Here is a 15,212-nt window from a genome sequence, read left to right as displayed (position 1 = left end):
AAAATAATACAAATTTGGCATTAGGAAGACCAGGATTTAACAGGGGACCACGTCCGCCTTTTAAGAAAAAAGAAGCAGAACATAACATTAATCAGTACATTAAATCGCCTGAAGTGCGTTTGGCTGGCGATAATGTTGAACCGGGGATTTATCCTTTGGCAAAAGCTTTGGCACTTGCTGATGAACTGGAACTGGATTTGGTAGAAATTTCTCCAAATGCTGTACCGCCGGTTTGTAGGATTATAGATTACAGTAAGTTTGTTTACGAGCAAAAGAAAAAGCAGAAGGAAATTAAAGCCAATGCAAAGCAAACTGTAATTAAGGAGATTCGTTTCGGTCCCAATACCAACGACCACGATTTCCAGTTTAAACTGAAACATGCCATTAGCTTTTTAGAGAACGGTGAAAAAGTTCGTGCTTATGTGCATTTTAAAGGTAGAGCAATTGTATACAAAGAACAAGGTGAGATTTTATTATTGAAATTTGCCCAGGCTTTGGAAGATGTAGGAAAAGTAGAGTTATTGCCTAAATTAGAAGGTAAACGAATGTTCCTTACAGTTGCACCTAAAGTAGTGAAAAAATAAAAATAGGTTTATAAATTAAAAAACAGGTTATGCCAAAAATGAAAACCAATTCCAGTGCTAAAAAGCGTTTCTCGCTTACTGGAACAGGTAAAATCAAAAGAAACAAAGCATACAAAAGTCACATCTTAACTAAGATGAGTACTAAACGTAAACGTGCTCTTGGAAATGCAGGAATTGTAACAGATGCAGATTCAGGTAATGTTAAACGTATGCTTTGTATCGGAAAGTAATTTATTAATTCACCAGGTATCAGGCATTAAAGATCCTTAAATGGACGCCGCTTACCAAAAAACAACAACAACATGCCACGTTCGGTAAACGCAGTAGCTTCGAGAAGAAGACGGAAAAAAGTCCTTAACCTTGCAAAAGGTTATTGGGGAGCAAGAAGTAAAGTTTTTACAGTTGCTAAAAACACAGTAGAAAAAGGTTTGCAGTATGCATACCGTGACCGTAAAGTTAAGAAAAGAGAATTCCGCGGATTATGGATCCAACGTATTAATGCAGGTGCTCGTCAGCACGGTATTTCTTACTCTCAGTTAATTGGTAAATTAGCTTCTAAAGAAATCGGTTTAAACCGTAAAGTATTAGCTGATTTAGCTATGAATCACCCGGAAGCTTTCAAAGCAGTGATTGATGCGGTAAAATAGAAATTTTCGCCCAGGCGATAATGATATTAAAAAAGGTCCCGGTTTTATACCGGGACCTTTTTTACTTTAAACGCTTTCTGTTATTTGAAAGCTTCTTTCAATTGTTCTGCTGCGTAGGCCTGTGCCGCTTTGGCTTCTGGCACCAATAATGCCATTCCAAAAAATTCATGGGTAACACCTTCGTAGTTTCTGCTGTTCACTTTAACACCAGCTGCTGAAAGCTTGTTTCCCAGCATTACACCATCATCATGCAAAGGATCAATCTCCGCCGTAATGATTGTGGTAGGGGGAAGACCTTTAAGGTTTGCATTTACTAAAGACATTCTCGGATCCTGAGCCTCGATCATCGTATTCAGGTACTGTTTAGTGAACCAGCCCATCATTGGTTTATTCAAGGGCTTGGCACTTGCATACATCTTGTACGATTCTGTATTCATATCAGCTTGTGCAATCGGGTAAACCAGTACTTCATGAACCGGAACCATGATTTTCTTATCTCTGGCAGCGATAGATACGTTCGCAGCCAGGTTACCACCAGCACTTTCACCAACTACAGCAATTTTTGCCGGATCACCTTTAATTTCAGCGGCGTGTTTTACCACCCACTCGTAGCTGGCAAAAGCGTCGTTATGTGCTATTGGAAATTTATTTTCAGGAGCCAAACGATAGGCTACTGAAACCACAACTGCATTTACCTGTTCCGCCAGTCCCTGTGCCGAAGCATTATAAACGTCAAGGTTAGCAATTACAAATCCTCCGCCATGGTAATACACAACTACCGGAAACGGCCCGTTGCCTGCTTTTGGCGTATAAATGCGCAGATGAACTTTTGCTCCGCTCACATCAATATCTTTACCCATGGTATCCACTTTTGACTCGGGCATAGTCACGTTATTTTCTTTAGCCAAATCCATTACGGCATCAGTTGGAGTATGATTTTTCCTGGCCTCGGTTGCAGTTAATGTCTCTATTGGCTTATCACCATAACTGGCCAGTTTTTCTATTACAACCTGCATTTCTGGTTTAATGGTTTTACCCCATTCAGGAGCAGGCCCGGCAGGCTTTAAGCCAACTGTTTTTGCTGAATCGGCCATGATAGAATCCGTTTGATTTGCCGACTTATCGCCGCTTGAGCAAGCGCTCATGGAAATCGCTACGGTACATACGGCCGCAGTGAATTTAAATAAATTGTTTTTCATAGGTATTTTTGTTTCAAAGTATTGGTTTTACAACACCATGAAATCCTTAAGAGTTTTTCCATACCTACAACTTTTCAGAATTTACCGAAACTGCAAACATCTTGAGTATTTACGTTGTTCTATTAATAATTACACCAGTTGAAAACATTGCCAATACACTACCATATGAAAGGTTCAAAAACAGCAGCAGAAAGTAGCAAGGCTACATCAGCAAAAACAGAAAAAGCAAAAGGCGCGGATGAAAAGGTAACATCGGCAAAAGATGCAAAAAAAGTTGACGTAAGAAAAGATGACCCGAGTAAGCAAAAAAAGTCCTGAGCATCTATTTGATTGGCATGAAGACTCTATTAAATAGTAAAACTTACTTCTTAATTAGCGCATAAATCTTGTCCATCAACTCATCTATATTAAAAGGCTTAGCCATAAAGTCATCAGCTAGTATTCCATCTAATGCATAATTAGTTGAATTGTAACGTGCAGATATCATTAATACCGGCACATGTTTGGTGGTGCCGGTTGCCTTGAGTTCCTTCAAAAGCACCCTGCCGTCGATATCTGGAAGCATAATATCCATAATGATTACATCAGGCTTGAATGCGATAACATGATCTATAAAATCTGCACCTTTATTTAAACCGGCTACATTGAAGGCCTCACTTTCCAAAATAAGGGTGATAACGTCTAAAATTGCGTGGTTGTCTTCTACTACGAGTATATTTTTCTTTGCCAAGTGCGATGGGAACATTTAAAAATCCGAACAAAGATAAAATAAAATCAGATCAATAATACTGTATAGAACAAATTAGAGTATCTTAATAAAAGCTTAGCATTTATAAATTCAAAAAATCTAATACTTTTGCAATACTTAACCCTATTATGAATAATTTCTCCGTTGATTTAACCAACTGCGATAAGGAACCAATACACATTCCTGGTAAAGTGCAGTCACATGGTTTTTTGCTTGCAATCGATAAAACCAACTATAGCATAAGTTATGCAAGCGAGAATGCGGAAACCTTCATAGGCACCGCGGTTTCAAATATACTGGATCAGCCTGTAGCATCGCTTACGGGATTTATCAAACAACAGGAGCCAGACTTCAATCTGGAAGATTTGCTTAAGTTGGGCATGATCAGAAAAAGTTTTGACGCGATCAGTCCGCTTCCTGTGGAAATAAACAATAAGGCATATTACCTGATTATCAATCAATCTGCAACAAACTGGCTTCTTGAATTTGAGCCTCTTACGCTACAGTACGACATTCAAAGCTCCATTGGCCGCTCCGCATCATCAATGCTGCAGGGGAAAAGTGTACCAGCATTATTAAAAGCTGGAGCTGCAGAGGTTAAAAGGCTTATTGAATACGACAGGGTGATGATTTATAAGTTTTTAGAAGATGGTCATGGAGAAGTTGTTGCTGAGGAGAAAGAAAAACATCTTGAGCCTTTTTTTGGATTGCACTATCCCGCTTCAGATATCCCTAAACAAGCCAGGGAGCTGTATAAACTGAATTTGACACGATTAATCGCAGATGTAAATACAATTGATGCCCCAATTCTGACCTTTCGCGAAAACACACCTTTAGATTTAACCAACAGTAGCTTACGTGCAGTTTCTCCGATACACATCCAATACCTGAAAAATATGGGAGTGCATTCGAGTTTTAGTATTTCATTAATTTCTAATGGAGAATTATGGGGGCTGATTGCCTGTCACAACTATAGTCCAAAGTTTATTGACTATAAAGCCAGGGAAGGATCTAAACTTATCGGCGAAATTTTATCTTCTGCGCTGGAATTCAGGCAGGAGGAGGAGGATTCAGAAATTGTGGAAGGGTTTAAGGACACAGCTATTGTACTTGCTGAACACCTTTCAAGAGACCAGTATTTAGTGGATGCCCTAACCGGCCATAGTACCACGATCCTGAATGCCACACAAGGCGCAGGGGTAGCCATTATTTTCGAGAATAAACTTAAAACAATTGGAAATACTCCTGAAGACAAAGACATCTGGGAACTGGCCGAATGGCTGAAAAACAATAGCGACGAATCGATCTATTATACGCACCGCCTGTCTGAAATATTTAATCCGGCTAAAATGTACAAACAGGTTGCATCGGGAATTTTAGTCGGTTCCATCAGCAAAAGCCCCGATGAAATCATAATCTGGTTTAAACCGGAACAAATCAGTAAGGTAAACTGGGCTGGGAATCCCGACAAAGCCGCCGCTCCTTCTGAAGGATTGCTGCAATTATCCCCGCGAAAGTCTTTCGAAATCTGGTCTCAGCAAGTTAACAATACTTCGGAAAAGTGGTTGCCGGAAGAAATTACCTCAGTACTGCGGATACGGGAAATTGTTGTTGCGCATATCAACAAAAAAGCCAATGAAATCAGGTTGCTTAATGAAAAGCTTCAAACTGCTTATGAGGAGCTTGACACCTTCAGCTATACCATTTCGCATGATTTAAGAACGCCACTTACATCGATTAAAACTTATGCAGAGTTAATGCTTAAGAATAAAAGCATAGATGAAAATGGTCAAAAAATGCTGGCCAGGATATTAACAGGGGCAGATAAGATGAACTTCCTGATCAAGGAAATCCTGAACCTGGCAAGGGTAGGCCGCTTGGAGATCAATTTTGAAAGGGTTAATATGACCAGCCTGATCAATGAGGTTACCAGCGAGGTATTGACGGCTTATAAAGCAGACAAGGCCGAACTTATTTTAGGGCAGCTGCCCGACGTTAAAGGCGACAAGACTATGCTTGCTCAGGTTTTTACGAATCTGATCAGCAATGCAGTAAAATATTCATCAGCGGCACAAAAACCCAGAATCGAAATTACAGCTACAGAAAATAATTCAGAAATTGTTTATGCTGTTAAAGATAATGGTATAGGAATTGATAACCGTTACTATGACAGGGTCTTTGAGCTTTTTAAGCGCATGGACAATGTGAAGGAAATTGAAGGAACCGGTGTAGGGCTGGCTATTGTAAAACGTATTGTTGAACGTCATTCAGGACGGGTGTGGTTTGAAAGCAAATTGAATGGGGGTTCTACTTTTTACGTAGCTTTTAAGAATTAATAAAAATGAAAACGCCAGATATATTTTACGTGGAGGATGATACCGATTACGCATTTTTTATGCAGAGCGCGGTTCAGGAGGTAAAAGATACTTTAAATTTAACCATCGTTGAAGATGGTAAGGAGGCATTGACCAAACTACAGAGCTTTGTAGATAGTAAGGTAAAACCAAAATTGATTTTACTGGATCTGAATTTGCCAGGCTTATCAGGATTGGACCTGCTTAAATTTATAAAAGACATCCCATACCTGAAAAGCATCCCCGTAATATTATTCTCTACATCAGACAATCCGGACGATGTAAAAGCTTCTATTGAGTTCGGCGCCAATGCTTATCTTGCCAAACCTAATGGTTACGAAAATCTGGTGAAATGCCTGCACTCCGTGCACGACTTCTGGTTTAACCAGCACTTACGACTGAATTAACATTACTTACACTGATATTAAGATTCGAATCATTACATTCGAATCTTTTCTTTTTTATAACCTTTAATATCATAAAATTCCGAATATGATTGCCAACTTATTGAGAACCGAAACGGCCGCAAGCCACAAAGAACTTGAATCACTCATGTACGTCAATGAAATTATAAACAATTCATTGAGCGTTGAACAATATAAAAAACTACTAACCATTAATTACATTATTCACCAGAAACTGGAAAACAAACTGGCAAATATGCTTGATGCGGATCTGGCCAGTGAACTGGATATGAAAAGCAGGTTGAAGCTCTCCGCTTTGGAAAAAGATTTAGCCTACTGGAACATTGATAGCCTTACGCTGCCCGGCCTGAATTTCGATCTGTTTATTCCGGAAAAAAATAACGCTGAAGTACTGGGTGCGTTGTACGTGCTGGAAGGGGCTACACTGGGCGGAAACATGATTAAAAGGCATATTTTAGCAAATCCTAACTTCAAAGACGATGAGGGCGGATTAAATTATTACGGTGTTTATGGCGAGGAGTTAAGTGCAAAATGGAAATCCTTTGTATCCATCCTGAACGAGACGGTTTCAGAAGCCGACTATGAACGCTGCATTGCCAGCGCAAACCATACCTTTAACAACCTGATCAACCTCTCAAAACAACTGAACTAAAAGACAGAAATTTGGCCATAAAATTTAAAAAAATAGTCCTGCTATATTTCCACGGCATTTTTGACTTGTGAAAATGTGCAAAACTTATTTTAAATTAATATTTGCATTCTGTTGTTAATTCGGAGTAAATATGTATAATTGAACAAAAATAAATTTTTTAAACCTTTAAAAACATCAATTAGCGATGGAAAAATTCTCAAAAGTTAAAGCTGCTGTTGCTGCTATCGAAGCAGATGTAGAAAAATTTTATAATGCTGGCAATGCAGCTGCTGGTACTCGTGTGCGTAAAGCAATGCAAGATCTTAAAGTTTTAGCACAAGAAATCCGTGCAGAAGTAACTGACAAGAAAAACTCTGGAAAATAATATTTCGCGAGTATGAAACAAAAAGGGTTCTGGTATGCCAGAGCCCTTTTTGCATTTGTGCCGGCTACGATCGCGGATGAAACTGTGTCACGACCTCCCGAAGGTAATCCCGGTCCAGATGAGTATAGATTTCTGTTGTAGTGATGCTGGAATGCCCGAGCATTTCCTGTACCGCCCTTAAGTCAGCTCCTCCTTCAATCAGGTGCGTTGCAAAGGAATGCCGAAGGGTATGAGGGCTGATGGTTTTTTTAAGGCCTACAGCGCTTGCCAGGCCTTTTATCATGGTAAACACAGTTATTCTGGAAAGCTTGGCACCAAAACGGTTCAAGAATATATAGTCTTCACTTCCTTTTTTTACTTTGGCGTGTACCCGAACCTGATGCAGGTAAATGTCGAGCAGCTTCAGTGCGACACCGCCAATCGGCACCAGGCGTTCCTTGTTTCCCTTTCCTACAATCTTAATAAATTCAATCTGGCGGTAGAGATTTGAAATCCTGAGCTCTGTCAATTCGCTCACACGCAAGCCACAGCCATACAGTACTTCCAATATTGCTTTATTTCGCATGCCTTCCGGCCTCGAGGCATCTATGGCATCGATCAGTTGATTGATCTCCATCAGGTTCAACGTATCGGGGAGCTTACGGGTAATTTTAGGTGCTTCAATCAAAGCAGTCGGATCAAGCGCTATTTCCTCTTCAATTAATAGATAAGTAAAAAATGCTTTTAACCCCGATATTACCCTTGCTTGTGTACTGGCCAGCATACCAAGCTCATTTAGCCAGGAGATAAAGGACTTAAGGTGAGATGGAGTTATGTCGTTCAAAGCTGGCGATAAACCAACAGACGCAAAATACTGAGTAAGTTTATCCACATCAGTGAGGTAAGCGTGTATTGAATTTTTTGAAAGCGAACGCTCCAACTTCAAATAAGCACTAAATCCCTTAATATATGATTGCCAAAGCATGTTTTTATTTAAGATTTTTTTATAACATTGCAGCGTTACAATTTTTAGCGTTGCAAATTCATGAAAATACAAATTATAAACGGCCCCAATTTAAATCTGCTAGGCGTTCGTGAACCATCCATTTATGGAAATACAAGTATAGAGGATTATATCGGAGAACTGAAAGCCATTTATGCACATGTTGAAATTGAATATTTTCAAAGCAATATAGAAGGTGAATTAATTAATAAGCTTCACGAAATTGGATTCAGCTATGATGGTATCATACTGAATGCTGGTGGATATACACATACTTCCGTAGCACTTGCCGATGCCATTGCAGCCATCAAAACGCCAGTAGTTGAAGTTCACATCTCTAATATTTATGCTCGCGAAGAGTATCGCCATGTTTCGCTAACAGGCAAAAACTGCCAGGGTGTACTAACCGGCTTTGGTATGAATGGCTATAGGCTGGCACTGGAAAGCTTACTCATTAAAAAATAATATTATGATCAAAAAAACCCTTCTCTTTTTATTATTATCCACACTTTGGGCAAATGTGAATGCCCAAACCAATCCTACAAATAAACTGGATGAACAATCCGTTGTCAGGGCTGAAGATGGTAACGTTTATCCTTATTCCGTGTGGCGAAAGTTGTTATCAACAGGTAAGTATGCGATAAAAAACCGCCAGACATTTACGGATAGTGGAAAGCCTGAATATTTGCTTTATGAGCTTTCTGAAGCCCAACAACAAGCCTATTTTGCCAGGCGACCGAAACCGAAAGCAAGCGATTGTTTTACAGAAGGGGAGGCGTTTTCAGGATTTAAGGCTACGGATATCAACGGCAACAAGTGCGACCTCCGCAAAGCAGATGGAAAAGTTGTGGTGCTGAATTTCTGGTTTATCAAATGTCCACCCTGCAAACAGGAGATCCCGCAGTTAAACGAACTCGTCGCAGCATATAAGGGCAATGAAAATGTCGTTTTCCTGGCTGTTGCACTTGATGAAAAGTATGATCTGAAAGAATTCATTAAAACAAATCCATTTGATTATCACATCATCGACAACGGCAGGTCCATCACCACAAAATACAACCTGAAATACTATCCCACTCACGTAATCATCGATGGTACGGGTAAGATTCATTTTTCGGCATCAGGACTTGCCTCAAATACCATGTATTGGCTCAAAAAATCAATAGATGAGACGCTGGCGCTTAAGTAAGCTTCGAAAAATACCTGATCTTTTTGATAAAGAATGACCAAACAATGCTGTGGCCGTAAACACCCGCATGCGACTGATATGGCTTTTGAAAGGATTTACGTTTTCTGTTTGTTTTCGCAATAGACTTTATAAAATGCCAGTGGCCCTTGCTTACAGCGAGGGTAAATTTTGGTTTACCTGACAAAAGAAAGTGCCACCAAGCCACAAAATCAATCCACATACGGATGGTGATTCTGAACACCGCATCGCCTGCAGGCAGGTTTTTCTGCATAATGATGAGACTGTTTCTAAAATTAAGATAGGTTTTGAATGGGTTTTCGGTTTGTAGTGTACCGCCACCCACGTGAAAAACTTCAGCATCAGGACAATACACGACCTTATAATCCATGTTTTTTAAGCGCCAGCAAAGGTCGATTTCCTCCATATGAGCAAAAAGATCGGCATCCAGGCCATCTGCTTCTTTCCAGCATTTACTCTTGATGAAAAATGCTGCGCCACTTGCCCAGAAAACCTCCGATTGCTGGTTATATTGTCCTTTGTCTTGCTCGTACACATTAAAAAGCCTTCCACGGCAAAAAGGATAAGCATAAATATCCAGATAGCCACCTGCGGCACCAGCATATTCAAAATAATTTTTGCTCAACTGCGACTTTATCTTAGGCTGCGCAGCAGCAATAGCCGGATCATTTTCCATTAGATCAATTACCGGCTTAATCCAGTTTGGCGTTACTTCCACGTCGGAGTTCAGGAGAACGAAATAATCAGCCTCAACCCGTGCTAAAACCTGGTTATATCCGCCGGCAAAACCGTAGTTTGAATCATTTTTAAGCACCTTAACCGCAGGAAAGTTTTGTTCCAAAAAAGCAACAGAATCATCGGTAGATCCGTTATCGCCCACAACAACCTGCAGGTTATCATATTCGCTTAAAAGTATACCTGGTAAAAATTGTTCTAGAAATGCCTTACCGTTCCAGTTTAAAATGACAACAGCTACAGATGGGTTCATGCTCATTATTCGGGTTTAAACTTCCAGCGTTTATGGCTCCAAAGCCAGTATTGCGGATGTTCATTAATTATATTTTCTAAAAATTTAAAGTGCAGGTGGGTAATTTCATATTCATCCATTTCCATTGGATTAAGGCACATGGGTAAAACTTCTACGTGATAATATCCTCGCTTAACTACTGTAACCTTGAAATAATAAATTGGTCGCCCGGTAGATTTCGCAATCTTTTCGACGCCGAGAAGTGCAGCAGTAGGCTGATGAAGAAAATCGACAAAATACTTCGTTTCGTGTTTTACCGGAGCCTGATCACTCGCGAAGCATAACAATGTGGGTTCATTTTTATATGTAGCCATCCCCCTCAATGTTTGTCGCATAGCGATGAATATATTACCATACCTGGTGCGCATCTTATCAAACCAAAGGCCAAATATTTCATTACTCAATGGCTTATAAATCACCAGGGTTTTGGCAGAAATGTTCAGCCCTAATGCAAGTGTGCCAAGCTCCCAATTCCCATAGTGCCCCGTACAAGCCAATACGCTTTTTCCGGCTTTGAAGTGTGCTTCCAAAAGCTCAAGCCCTGTAAACTTTACCCGTTTCAAGGTTTCCTTTTCAGAAATGGTAGACATTTTGATGATTTCGAAAATGAGATCTGCAAGGAATCTGAAGAATTCCTTCTCTATAACAATGATTTCATTCGAAGACTTTTCAGGAAAAGAATTGGTTAAATTCTCCCTGACTACTTTTTTTCTGTACCCAATTATGTAATAAAGCAGATAATATAGTAATCTTGCAAAGAAAAAGAGCATAGGCAATGGCAACAGCGATAGCGTAAATAAAAAAAATACGCCCAGGTGCGCAAATCCTCTTTTAATCATTATTTTTAAACGTTTCAGCTACAAACATAAATTTTCAAATGCACAATACAGCAATACTTCCTTTATTTTATCTTCCTCCAGTAGGTTATTTCAGTTTATTGCAACAGGCCGGGCAGGATTTCCTGATCGAAAAGCATGAACACCTGGTGAAGCAAACTTATAGAAACCGGGCAAGTATATATTCTCCAAATGGAAAGCTGGATTTAACCGTTCCATTGGTAAAAGGAGCCAAAACGCATACGACGATGAAAGACGTGAAGATTAGCTATGATTTCAACTGGCAGCGTCTACATTGGTTAAGTCTGGAAACCTGCTATCGAAGTTCCGCTTATTTTGAATATTATGAGGATGAGCTGTCTGTATTTTATACAAACAAGTTTGAGTACCTGTTCGACTATAACATTCAGCTTCTGGAATGGTTGAATAAAAAACTTAAACTGAACATTAGCCTCAATACCACTACATCCTACGAAACTGAAATAGGGGAAGGAATTGATTTCAGAATGGCCATGAATCCTAAAAAAGCGGACGAGCTAACCTGTAACAAACCCTATTATCAGGTTTTTGAAGATAAACATCAGTTTTTACCCAACTTAAGTATCGTAGATTTGTTATTTAATCAGGGCCCGCAAGCCCGGTTATATTTATAAGTTATGGGTAAAAACAAACCACGTAATCGGCACAAACATTATAACGTTCCTGCACCCGGAACCAGTCCGGGGTTATATGCCATTGATGATGATGCGCTTAAACCTAAAATAGTCCTTCATACCTATAGCGACAAAAGCTATAAAAAAGAGGAGTTGCAAAACATCAATAATATAGATAAACTGGTACAGGACAAAAGCTTTTACTATTGGTTTGATATTAAGGGATTGGGTGACGCCAGTATTTTCGAGACACTATATGCCAAACTCGATATCAGCCGGCTGGTTCTGGAAGACATTACAAGTTCTTACCAACGGCCTAAGCTTGATGAATATGATAACGACAAGTACATTTTTGCGGTTAGCCGGCATTTGTATCTGAATAACGAAGATGTTTTAACCAACGATCAGATTTCATTTATTCTCTCAGAACGTACCCTGATCACTTTTCAGGAAACCTATGAAGATTGCTTCGAGCCCGTAAGAAAGCGGCTTGAACTGGGCAAAGGAAATATCCGTATCGGTGGGAGCAGTTATTTAATGTATGCCATTATGGATGTCATTGTGGATAATTATTTCGCGCTTCTCAATTTCTGGGGAGAGGAACTCGACGCCATTGAAGACCGTTTATACGATCACCCGGACAGGCGCATCATGTACGATACCCAGGCGATCAAGCGTTCGCTCATTACAATCAGAAAAGTGGCCTGGCCGGAACGTGATAAGCTCAATGACATCATCAGAACCGATAGCCCATTAATCTCTGATTTGACGAAAACCTATATGAAGGATGCCTACGATCATTGCATCCAGATCATTGATTTTATTGAATCGCTTAAAGAGATTGCATCTGCGAATATCGACATGAACCTTTCTATTACCAGTAATCGGATGAATGAGATCATGAAGGTACTAACGATCATTTCCTCCATCTTCATCCCACTGACATTTATTGCTGGTATTTATGGGATGAACTTTAGTCGTGAAGACCCGGCAACCGGTAAAATCATGCCCGATAATATGCCGGAGCTCTACAGTCCCCATGGTTATTTCTGGACCTGGGTTGTGATGGGTGTAATCGCAGTTGTGCAGGTAATTTACTTCTGGCGTAAGGGATGGTTTAAATAAATCTCTTTTTCTATTTATTGTGCCTAATTTTAGCTATATTAAAGGTAAATAAGGTGTTTTGCGCTGTATCATATATACGGTGTAGCATGCACCCCTGGCTAAAATTGGTTATATAAAAAGATGCAATCATTCGAAATAGATAAAAGCGACGTACTTAAAGTTAAAAATGCCATCTTAGCTGGTGATGAGATCTTAAAAGAGGTTTTAGATGAGTATCATGCCTCTGAAATCGCCATTCTCTTCGAGCGTTTAGATAAGTCACAACAACAGCATATTATTAATTTGCTGCCTGCAGAAACTGCATCAGAGATCATCTCTGAAATGGATGAGGAATCTCACCCTGAAGATTTACTGTTTCAGCTTCATCCCGATAAGCGTACCGAAGTAATCGAAGAACTGGATTATGATGATGCAACCGATATTATTTCCCAGCTCGAAGACCATGAGCAGAATGAAATTTTAGAAGATCTGCAGGATGAACATGCAACAGAAATCAGGAACCTTTTAACCTACGACGAGAAAACCGCAGGTGGTTTGATGAACACCGAGCTCATCTGCGTAAACATCAACCTCACTAAAAAGGATGCGATTGATGAGATTATCCGCCAAAGTGAGGAAATGGAGGAGTTTTACACTATTTATGTTGTTGATGACGCAGAAGTTTTCAAGGGAATAGTTTCGCTTAAGGATATCATTAAGGCAAAACACAATGCCAAAATTACTGAACTGGTTAAAATAGATGCCGTATATGTGCATCCATCTACCGATCAGGAAGAAGTTGCCAATCTGATTTCTCAATATAACCTCACCAGTATTCCGGTAATTGATGATAACCAAAAGCTGCTCGGCAGGGTAACTTTCGATGATGTTATCGACGTGATGGAAGCGGAAAGTACCGAAGATATCCTCAAAATTTCAGGGGTTTCGGAAGATGAAGAACTAAGCGGTAACTGGATTGAAGCAGTGAAATCCCGCTTGCCCTGGTTGATCATTAACCTGGGCACCGCATTTCTGGCCTCATCAGTTGTGCGCTATTTTGACCCTACAATAAAACTAATCCCATCATTAGCGGCTTACATGACCATCATTGCTGGCATGGGCGGCAATGCGGCTACACAAGCCCTGGCAGTAACTGTAAGGCGTATTTCACTATATGATTTAACGGATAAACAAGCTTACCGAACAGTTTTAAAAGAGTTTACAGTAGGGCTGATTAATGGTGCAGCAAATGGCTTAATTGTTTTTGGCTTCGCCTGGTTTTTCGATGGGAACCCACTGCTTGGCTTGGTGATCTTTTTAGCCATGACGGGAAATTTGCTGATTGCAGGTATAACAGGAGCGGGGATCCCGTTGATTTTAAAGCGGGTGGGTATCGATCCGGCTATCGCCTCATCCATCATCATCACTACATTTACTGATGTTTTTGGGTTCTTACTGATATTGGGACTGGCCAGCAGATTACTGCTTTAGTTTTTTACTTTCGTTTTTAGATTGCGCATATAACCTCCCGCTGATCACTCTGATTTCCGCAGATAACCAATACAAGTCTGCATGCATCTCATTAATCTGCGGGACATCATTCGACGGAATATTATATTGACAATTTCCCGCTGATCACGGCGATCTACGCACATATCAATCATACCTGCCTGGCGGTAAAACAAAATGCCCCGACGAAGCAGAACTTCATCGGGGCATTTATCATTATCGTTTAATTAACGACTAGTATAAAGTAAACTCAACACGACGGTTTTCTTGACGACCAGCTGCAGTTTTGTTAGTTGCAATTGGTTGATCAGGTCCGTAACCAGTAGCTTCAATTCTTGATGCATTAGCACCTTGAGATACTAAATAAGCTTTTACTGATTCAGCTCTTTCTTTAGATAAACGTAAGTTTAATTCTCTGCCACCAGTGTTATCTGTGTGACCAGCTAATTTTAAGCTAAAGTTTTTCTCTACCAATAATCCGGCTACTCTGTTTAAAGTTGAGAATGATTTAGAACGGATAGTTGATTTACCTAAATCGAATTCTAAATTAGAAATGGCATCTCTAACTACTTTACGATCTGCCTCAGTAATTACGGTAGTTTCTTTAATCACTTTTGTTGTTGGAGCAGCTAACGGACATCCTGAACCATCTACAACAGTACCTGATGCTGTTCCAGGGCATTTGTCAAATTTATTTGCTACACCATCGTTATCATCATCAGCAAGATCTTTAGCATATTGTGCTCTGTCTCTGGCTGCATTTTCTTCAGCAGTAGATAATGCTCTTCTTAATTCAGCACTTTCTTCTGCTGTTGATTTGTTTAAAGCAGCTAATGAACTGTAGTTTTGTAATTGTGGTTTTTCTTTACTTCCCAAAGCAAATTCTAAACCTGCGTGTCCGTAAGAGAACCTGTCATAACC

General features: G+C 39.9%; 19 protein-coding genes. 13 read left to right on the top strand and 6 right to left on the bottom strand.

What is annotated here, in order from left to right; translation table 11 throughout:
* Window positions 1–14: 14 nt before the first annotated feature.
* The 3 genes from infC (at window position 15) to rplT (ending at window position 1,231) form a co-directional block, all read left to right on the top strand.
* The gene (infC, locus tag AB669_RS02505) at window positions 15–584 is read left to right on the top strand and encodes a translation initiation factor IF-3 (protein WP_047797741.1); all 570 of its coding nucleotides are present in this window, start codon (window positions 15–17) and stop codon (window positions 582–584) included.
* A 29-nt stretch (window positions 585–613) separates the two neighbouring features.
* Window positions 614–814 carry a 50S ribosomal protein L35 gene (gene rpmI, locus AB669_RS02500; RefSeq protein ID WP_010600880.1) on the top strand — a complete coding sequence of 67 codons (201 nt, stop codon included), beginning with the start codon at window positions 614–616 and terminating at the stop codon, window positions 812–814.
* Window positions 815–886: 72 nt separating this feature from the next.
* A complete protein-coding gene (rplT, locus tag AB669_RS02495) occupies window positions 887–1,231 on the top strand; it encodes a 50S ribosomal protein L20 (protein WP_010600881.1) in 345 nt (114 codons plus the stop codon).
* 80 nt (window positions 1,232–1,311) lie between these two features.
* On the opposite strand, the gene AB669_RS02490 is transcribed toward rplT, so the two are convergent.
* Window positions 1,312–2,430, bottom strand: a complete 1,119-nt coding sequence (locus AB669_RS02490; protein ID WP_047797740.1) for an alpha/beta hydrolase — start codon at window positions 2,428–2,430, stop codon at window positions 1,312–1,314.
* Window positions 2,431–2,595: 165 nt separating this feature from the next.
* Here AB669_RS02490 and AB669_RS22010 point away from each other — a divergent pair, with 165 nt between their 5' ends.
* Entirely contained in the window at window positions 2,596–2,748 is a 153-nt protein-coding gene (locus tag AB669_RS22010; protein WP_156166631.1) for a hypothetical protein, read from the top strand.
* 43 nt (window positions 2,749–2,791) lie between these two features.
* On the opposite strand, the gene AB669_RS02485 is transcribed toward AB669_RS22010, so the two are convergent.
* Window positions 2,792–3,160, bottom strand: a complete 369-nt coding sequence (locus tag AB669_RS02485) for a response regulator transcription factor (RefSeq protein ID WP_082120584.1) — start codon at window positions 3,158–3,160, stop codon at window positions 2,792–2,794.
* A gap of 146 nt (window positions 3,161–3,306) precedes the next feature.
* Here AB669_RS02485 and AB669_RS02480 point away from each other — a divergent pair, with 146 nt between their 5' ends.
* From AB669_RS02480 to AB669_RS02465, 4 genes are all read left to right on the top strand, one after another.
* Complete coding sequence (locus tag AB669_RS02480; protein WP_047797738.1) at window positions 3,307–5,514, top strand: ATP-binding protein; 2,208 nt, start codon at window positions 3,307–3,309, stop codon at window positions 5,512–5,514.
* A gap of 5 nt (window positions 5,515–5,519) precedes the next feature.
* The gene (locus AB669_RS02475) at window positions 5,520–5,939 is read left to right on the top strand and encodes a response regulator (protein ID WP_047797737.1); all 420 of its coding nucleotides are present in this window, start codon (window positions 5,520–5,522) and stop codon (window positions 5,937–5,939) included.
* Window positions 5,940–6,024: 85 nt separating this feature from the next.
* Window positions 6,025–6,609: a biliverdin-producing heme oxygenase gene (locus AB669_RS02470; protein WP_047797736.1), complete on the top strand. Its 585-nt coding sequence runs from the start codon at window positions 6,025–6,027 to the stop codon at window positions 6,607–6,609.
* A gap of 184 nt (window positions 6,610–6,793) precedes the next feature.
* Entirely contained in the window at window positions 6,794–6,973 is a 180-nt protein-coding gene (locus tag AB669_RS02465) for a hypothetical protein (protein ID WP_010602585.1), read from the top strand.
* Window positions 6,974–7,037: 64 nt separating this feature from the next.
* Here AB669_RS02465 and xerD read toward each other — a convergent pair whose 3' ends face one another.
* Window positions 7,038–7,937 (bottom strand): site-specific tyrosine recombinase XerD, encoded by a 900-nt coding sequence (xerD, locus tag AB669_RS02460; protein WP_047798039.1) that lies wholly within the window; start codon window positions 7,935–7,937, stop codon window positions 7,038–7,040.
* Window positions 7,938–7,997: 60 nt separating this feature from the next.
* On the opposite strand from xerD, the gene aroQ reads away from it, so the two are divergent.
* Together aroQ and AB669_RS02450 are read left to right on the top strand one after the other, a co-directional pair.
* Window positions 7,998–8,420 (top strand): type II 3-dehydroquinate dehydratase, encoded by a 423-nt coding sequence (aroQ, locus tag AB669_RS02455; protein ID WP_047797735.1) that lies wholly within the window; start codon window positions 7,998–8,000, stop codon window positions 8,418–8,420.
* Between the two features lie 4 nt (window positions 8,421–8,424).
* Window positions 8,425–9,144, top strand: a complete 720-nt coding sequence (locus AB669_RS02450) for a TlpA disulfide reductase family protein (RefSeq protein ID WP_197082317.1) — start codon at window positions 8,425–8,427, stop codon at window positions 9,142–9,144.
* Here AB669_RS02450 and AB669_RS02445 read toward each other — a convergent pair.
* Window positions 9,137–10,150, bottom strand: a complete 1,014-nt coding sequence (locus tag AB669_RS02445; RefSeq protein WP_082120583.1) for a glycosyltransferase family 2 protein — start codon at window positions 10,148–10,150, stop codon at window positions 9,137–9,139. The genes AB669_RS02450 and AB669_RS02445 overlap by 8 nt on opposite strands.
* Window positions 10,151–10,155: 5 nt before the next feature.
* Window positions 10,156–11,028 carry a lysophospholipid acyltransferase family protein gene (locus AB669_RS02440; protein WP_047797732.1) on the bottom strand — a complete coding sequence of 291 codons (873 nt, stop codon included), beginning with the start codon at window positions 11,026–11,028 and terminating at the stop codon, window positions 10,156–10,158.
* 38 nt (window positions 11,029–11,066) lie between these two features.
* Here AB669_RS02440 and AB669_RS02435 point away from each other — a divergent pair, with 38 nt between their 5' ends.
* The 3 genes from AB669_RS02435 to mgtE all read left to right on the top strand — a co-directional run bounded on the left by AB669_RS02435 (window position 11,067) and on the right by mgtE (window position 14,273).
* Window positions 11,067–11,678, top strand: a complete 612-nt coding sequence (locus AB669_RS02435) for a WbqC family protein (protein ID WP_047797731.1) — start codon at window positions 11,067–11,069, stop codon at window positions 11,676–11,678.
* A gap of 3 nt (window positions 11,679–11,681) precedes the next feature.
* Window positions 11,682–12,803: a magnesium/cobalt transporter CorA gene (corA, locus tag AB669_RS02430; RefSeq protein ID WP_047797730.1), complete on the top strand. Its 1,122-nt coding sequence runs from the start codon at window positions 11,682–11,684 to the stop codon at window positions 12,801–12,803.
* 120 nt (window positions 12,804–12,923) lie between these two features.
* Entirely contained in the window at window positions 12,924–14,273 is a 1,350-nt protein-coding gene (gene mgtE / locus AB669_RS02425) for a magnesium transporter (RefSeq protein ID WP_047797729.1), read from the top strand.
* 252 nt (window positions 14,274–14,525) lie between these two features.
* Here mgtE and AB669_RS02420 read toward each other — a convergent pair.
* On the bottom strand, window positions 14,526–15,212 hold a 687-nt coding region (locus AB669_RS02420; RefSeq protein ID WP_047797728.1), incomplete at its 5' end, for an OmpA family protein.

Origin of the sequence: Pedobacter sp. BMA (assembly GCF_001027745.1) — a bacterium.
GTDB lineage: Bacteria > Bacteroidota > Bacteroidia > Sphingobacteriales > Sphingobacteriaceae > Pedobacter.
This window is presented reverse-complemented; position numbering and strand designations above follow the sequence as displayed.

What these genes read in the sequence shown, in the direction of transcription:
- xerD (WP_047798039.1), bottom strand. Translation starts at nt 7,937, where the DNA reads ATGCTTTGGCAATCATATATTAAGGGATTTAGTGCTTATTTGAAGTTG.
- AB669_RS02450 (WP_197082317.1), top strand. Translation starts at nt 8,425, where the DNA reads ATGATCAAAAAAACCCTTCTCTTTTTATTATTATCCACACTTTGGGCA.
- AB669_RS02470 (WP_047797736.1), top strand. Translation starts at nt 6,025, where the DNA reads ATGATTGCCAACTTATTGAGAACCGAAACGGCCGCAAGCCACAAAGAA.
- AB669_RS02440 (WP_047797732.1), bottom strand. Translation starts at nt 11,028, where the DNA reads ATGATTAAAAGAGGATTTGCGCACCTGGGCGTATTTTTTTTATTTACG.
- aroQ (WP_047797735.1), top strand. Translation starts at nt 7,998, where the DNA reads ATGAAAATACAAATTATAAACGGCCCCAATTTAAATCTGCTAGGCGTT.
- AB669_RS02445 (WP_082120583.1), bottom strand. Translation starts at nt 10,150, where the DNA reads ATGAACCCATCTGTAGCTGTTGTCATTTTAAACTGGAACGGTAAGGCA.
- mgtE (WP_047797729.1), top strand. Translation starts at nt 12,924, where the DNA reads ATGCAATCATTCGAAATAGATAAAAGCGACGTACTTAAAGTTAAAAAT.
- rplT (WP_010600881.1), top strand. Translation starts at nt 887, where the DNA reads ATGCCACGTTCGGTAAACGCAGTAGCTTCGAGAAGAAGACGGAAAAAA.
- AB669_RS02435 (WP_047797731.1), top strand. Translation starts at nt 11,067, where the DNA reads ATGCACAATACAGCAATACTTCCTTTATTTTATCTTCCTCCAGTAGGT.
- AB669_RS02490 (WP_047797740.1), bottom strand. Translation starts at nt 2,430, where the DNA reads ATGAAAAACAATTTATTTAAATTCACTGCGGCCGTATGTACCGTAGCG.
- corA (WP_047797730.1), top strand. Translation starts at nt 11,682, where the DNA reads ATGGGTAAAAACAAACCACGTAATCGGCACAAACATTATAACGTTCCT.
- AB669_RS22010 (WP_156166631.1), top strand. Translation starts at nt 2,596, where the DNA reads ATGAAAGGTTCAAAAACAGCAGCAGAAAGTAGCAAGGCTACATCAGCA.
- rpmI (WP_010600880.1), top strand. Translation starts at nt 614, where the DNA reads ATGCCAAAAATGAAAACCAATTCCAGTGCTAAAAAGCGTTTCTCGCTT.
- AB669_RS02465 (WP_010602585.1), top strand. Translation starts at nt 6,794, where the DNA reads ATGGAAAAATTCTCAAAAGTTAAAGCTGCTGTTGCTGCTATCGAAGCA.
- AB669_RS02480 (WP_047797738.1), top strand. Translation starts at nt 3,307, where the DNA reads ATGAATAATTTCTCCGTTGATTTAACCAACTGCGATAAGGAACCAATA.
- AB669_RS02475 (WP_047797737.1), top strand. Translation starts at nt 5,520, where the DNA reads ATGAAAACGCCAGATATATTTTACGTGGAGGATGATACCGATTACGCA.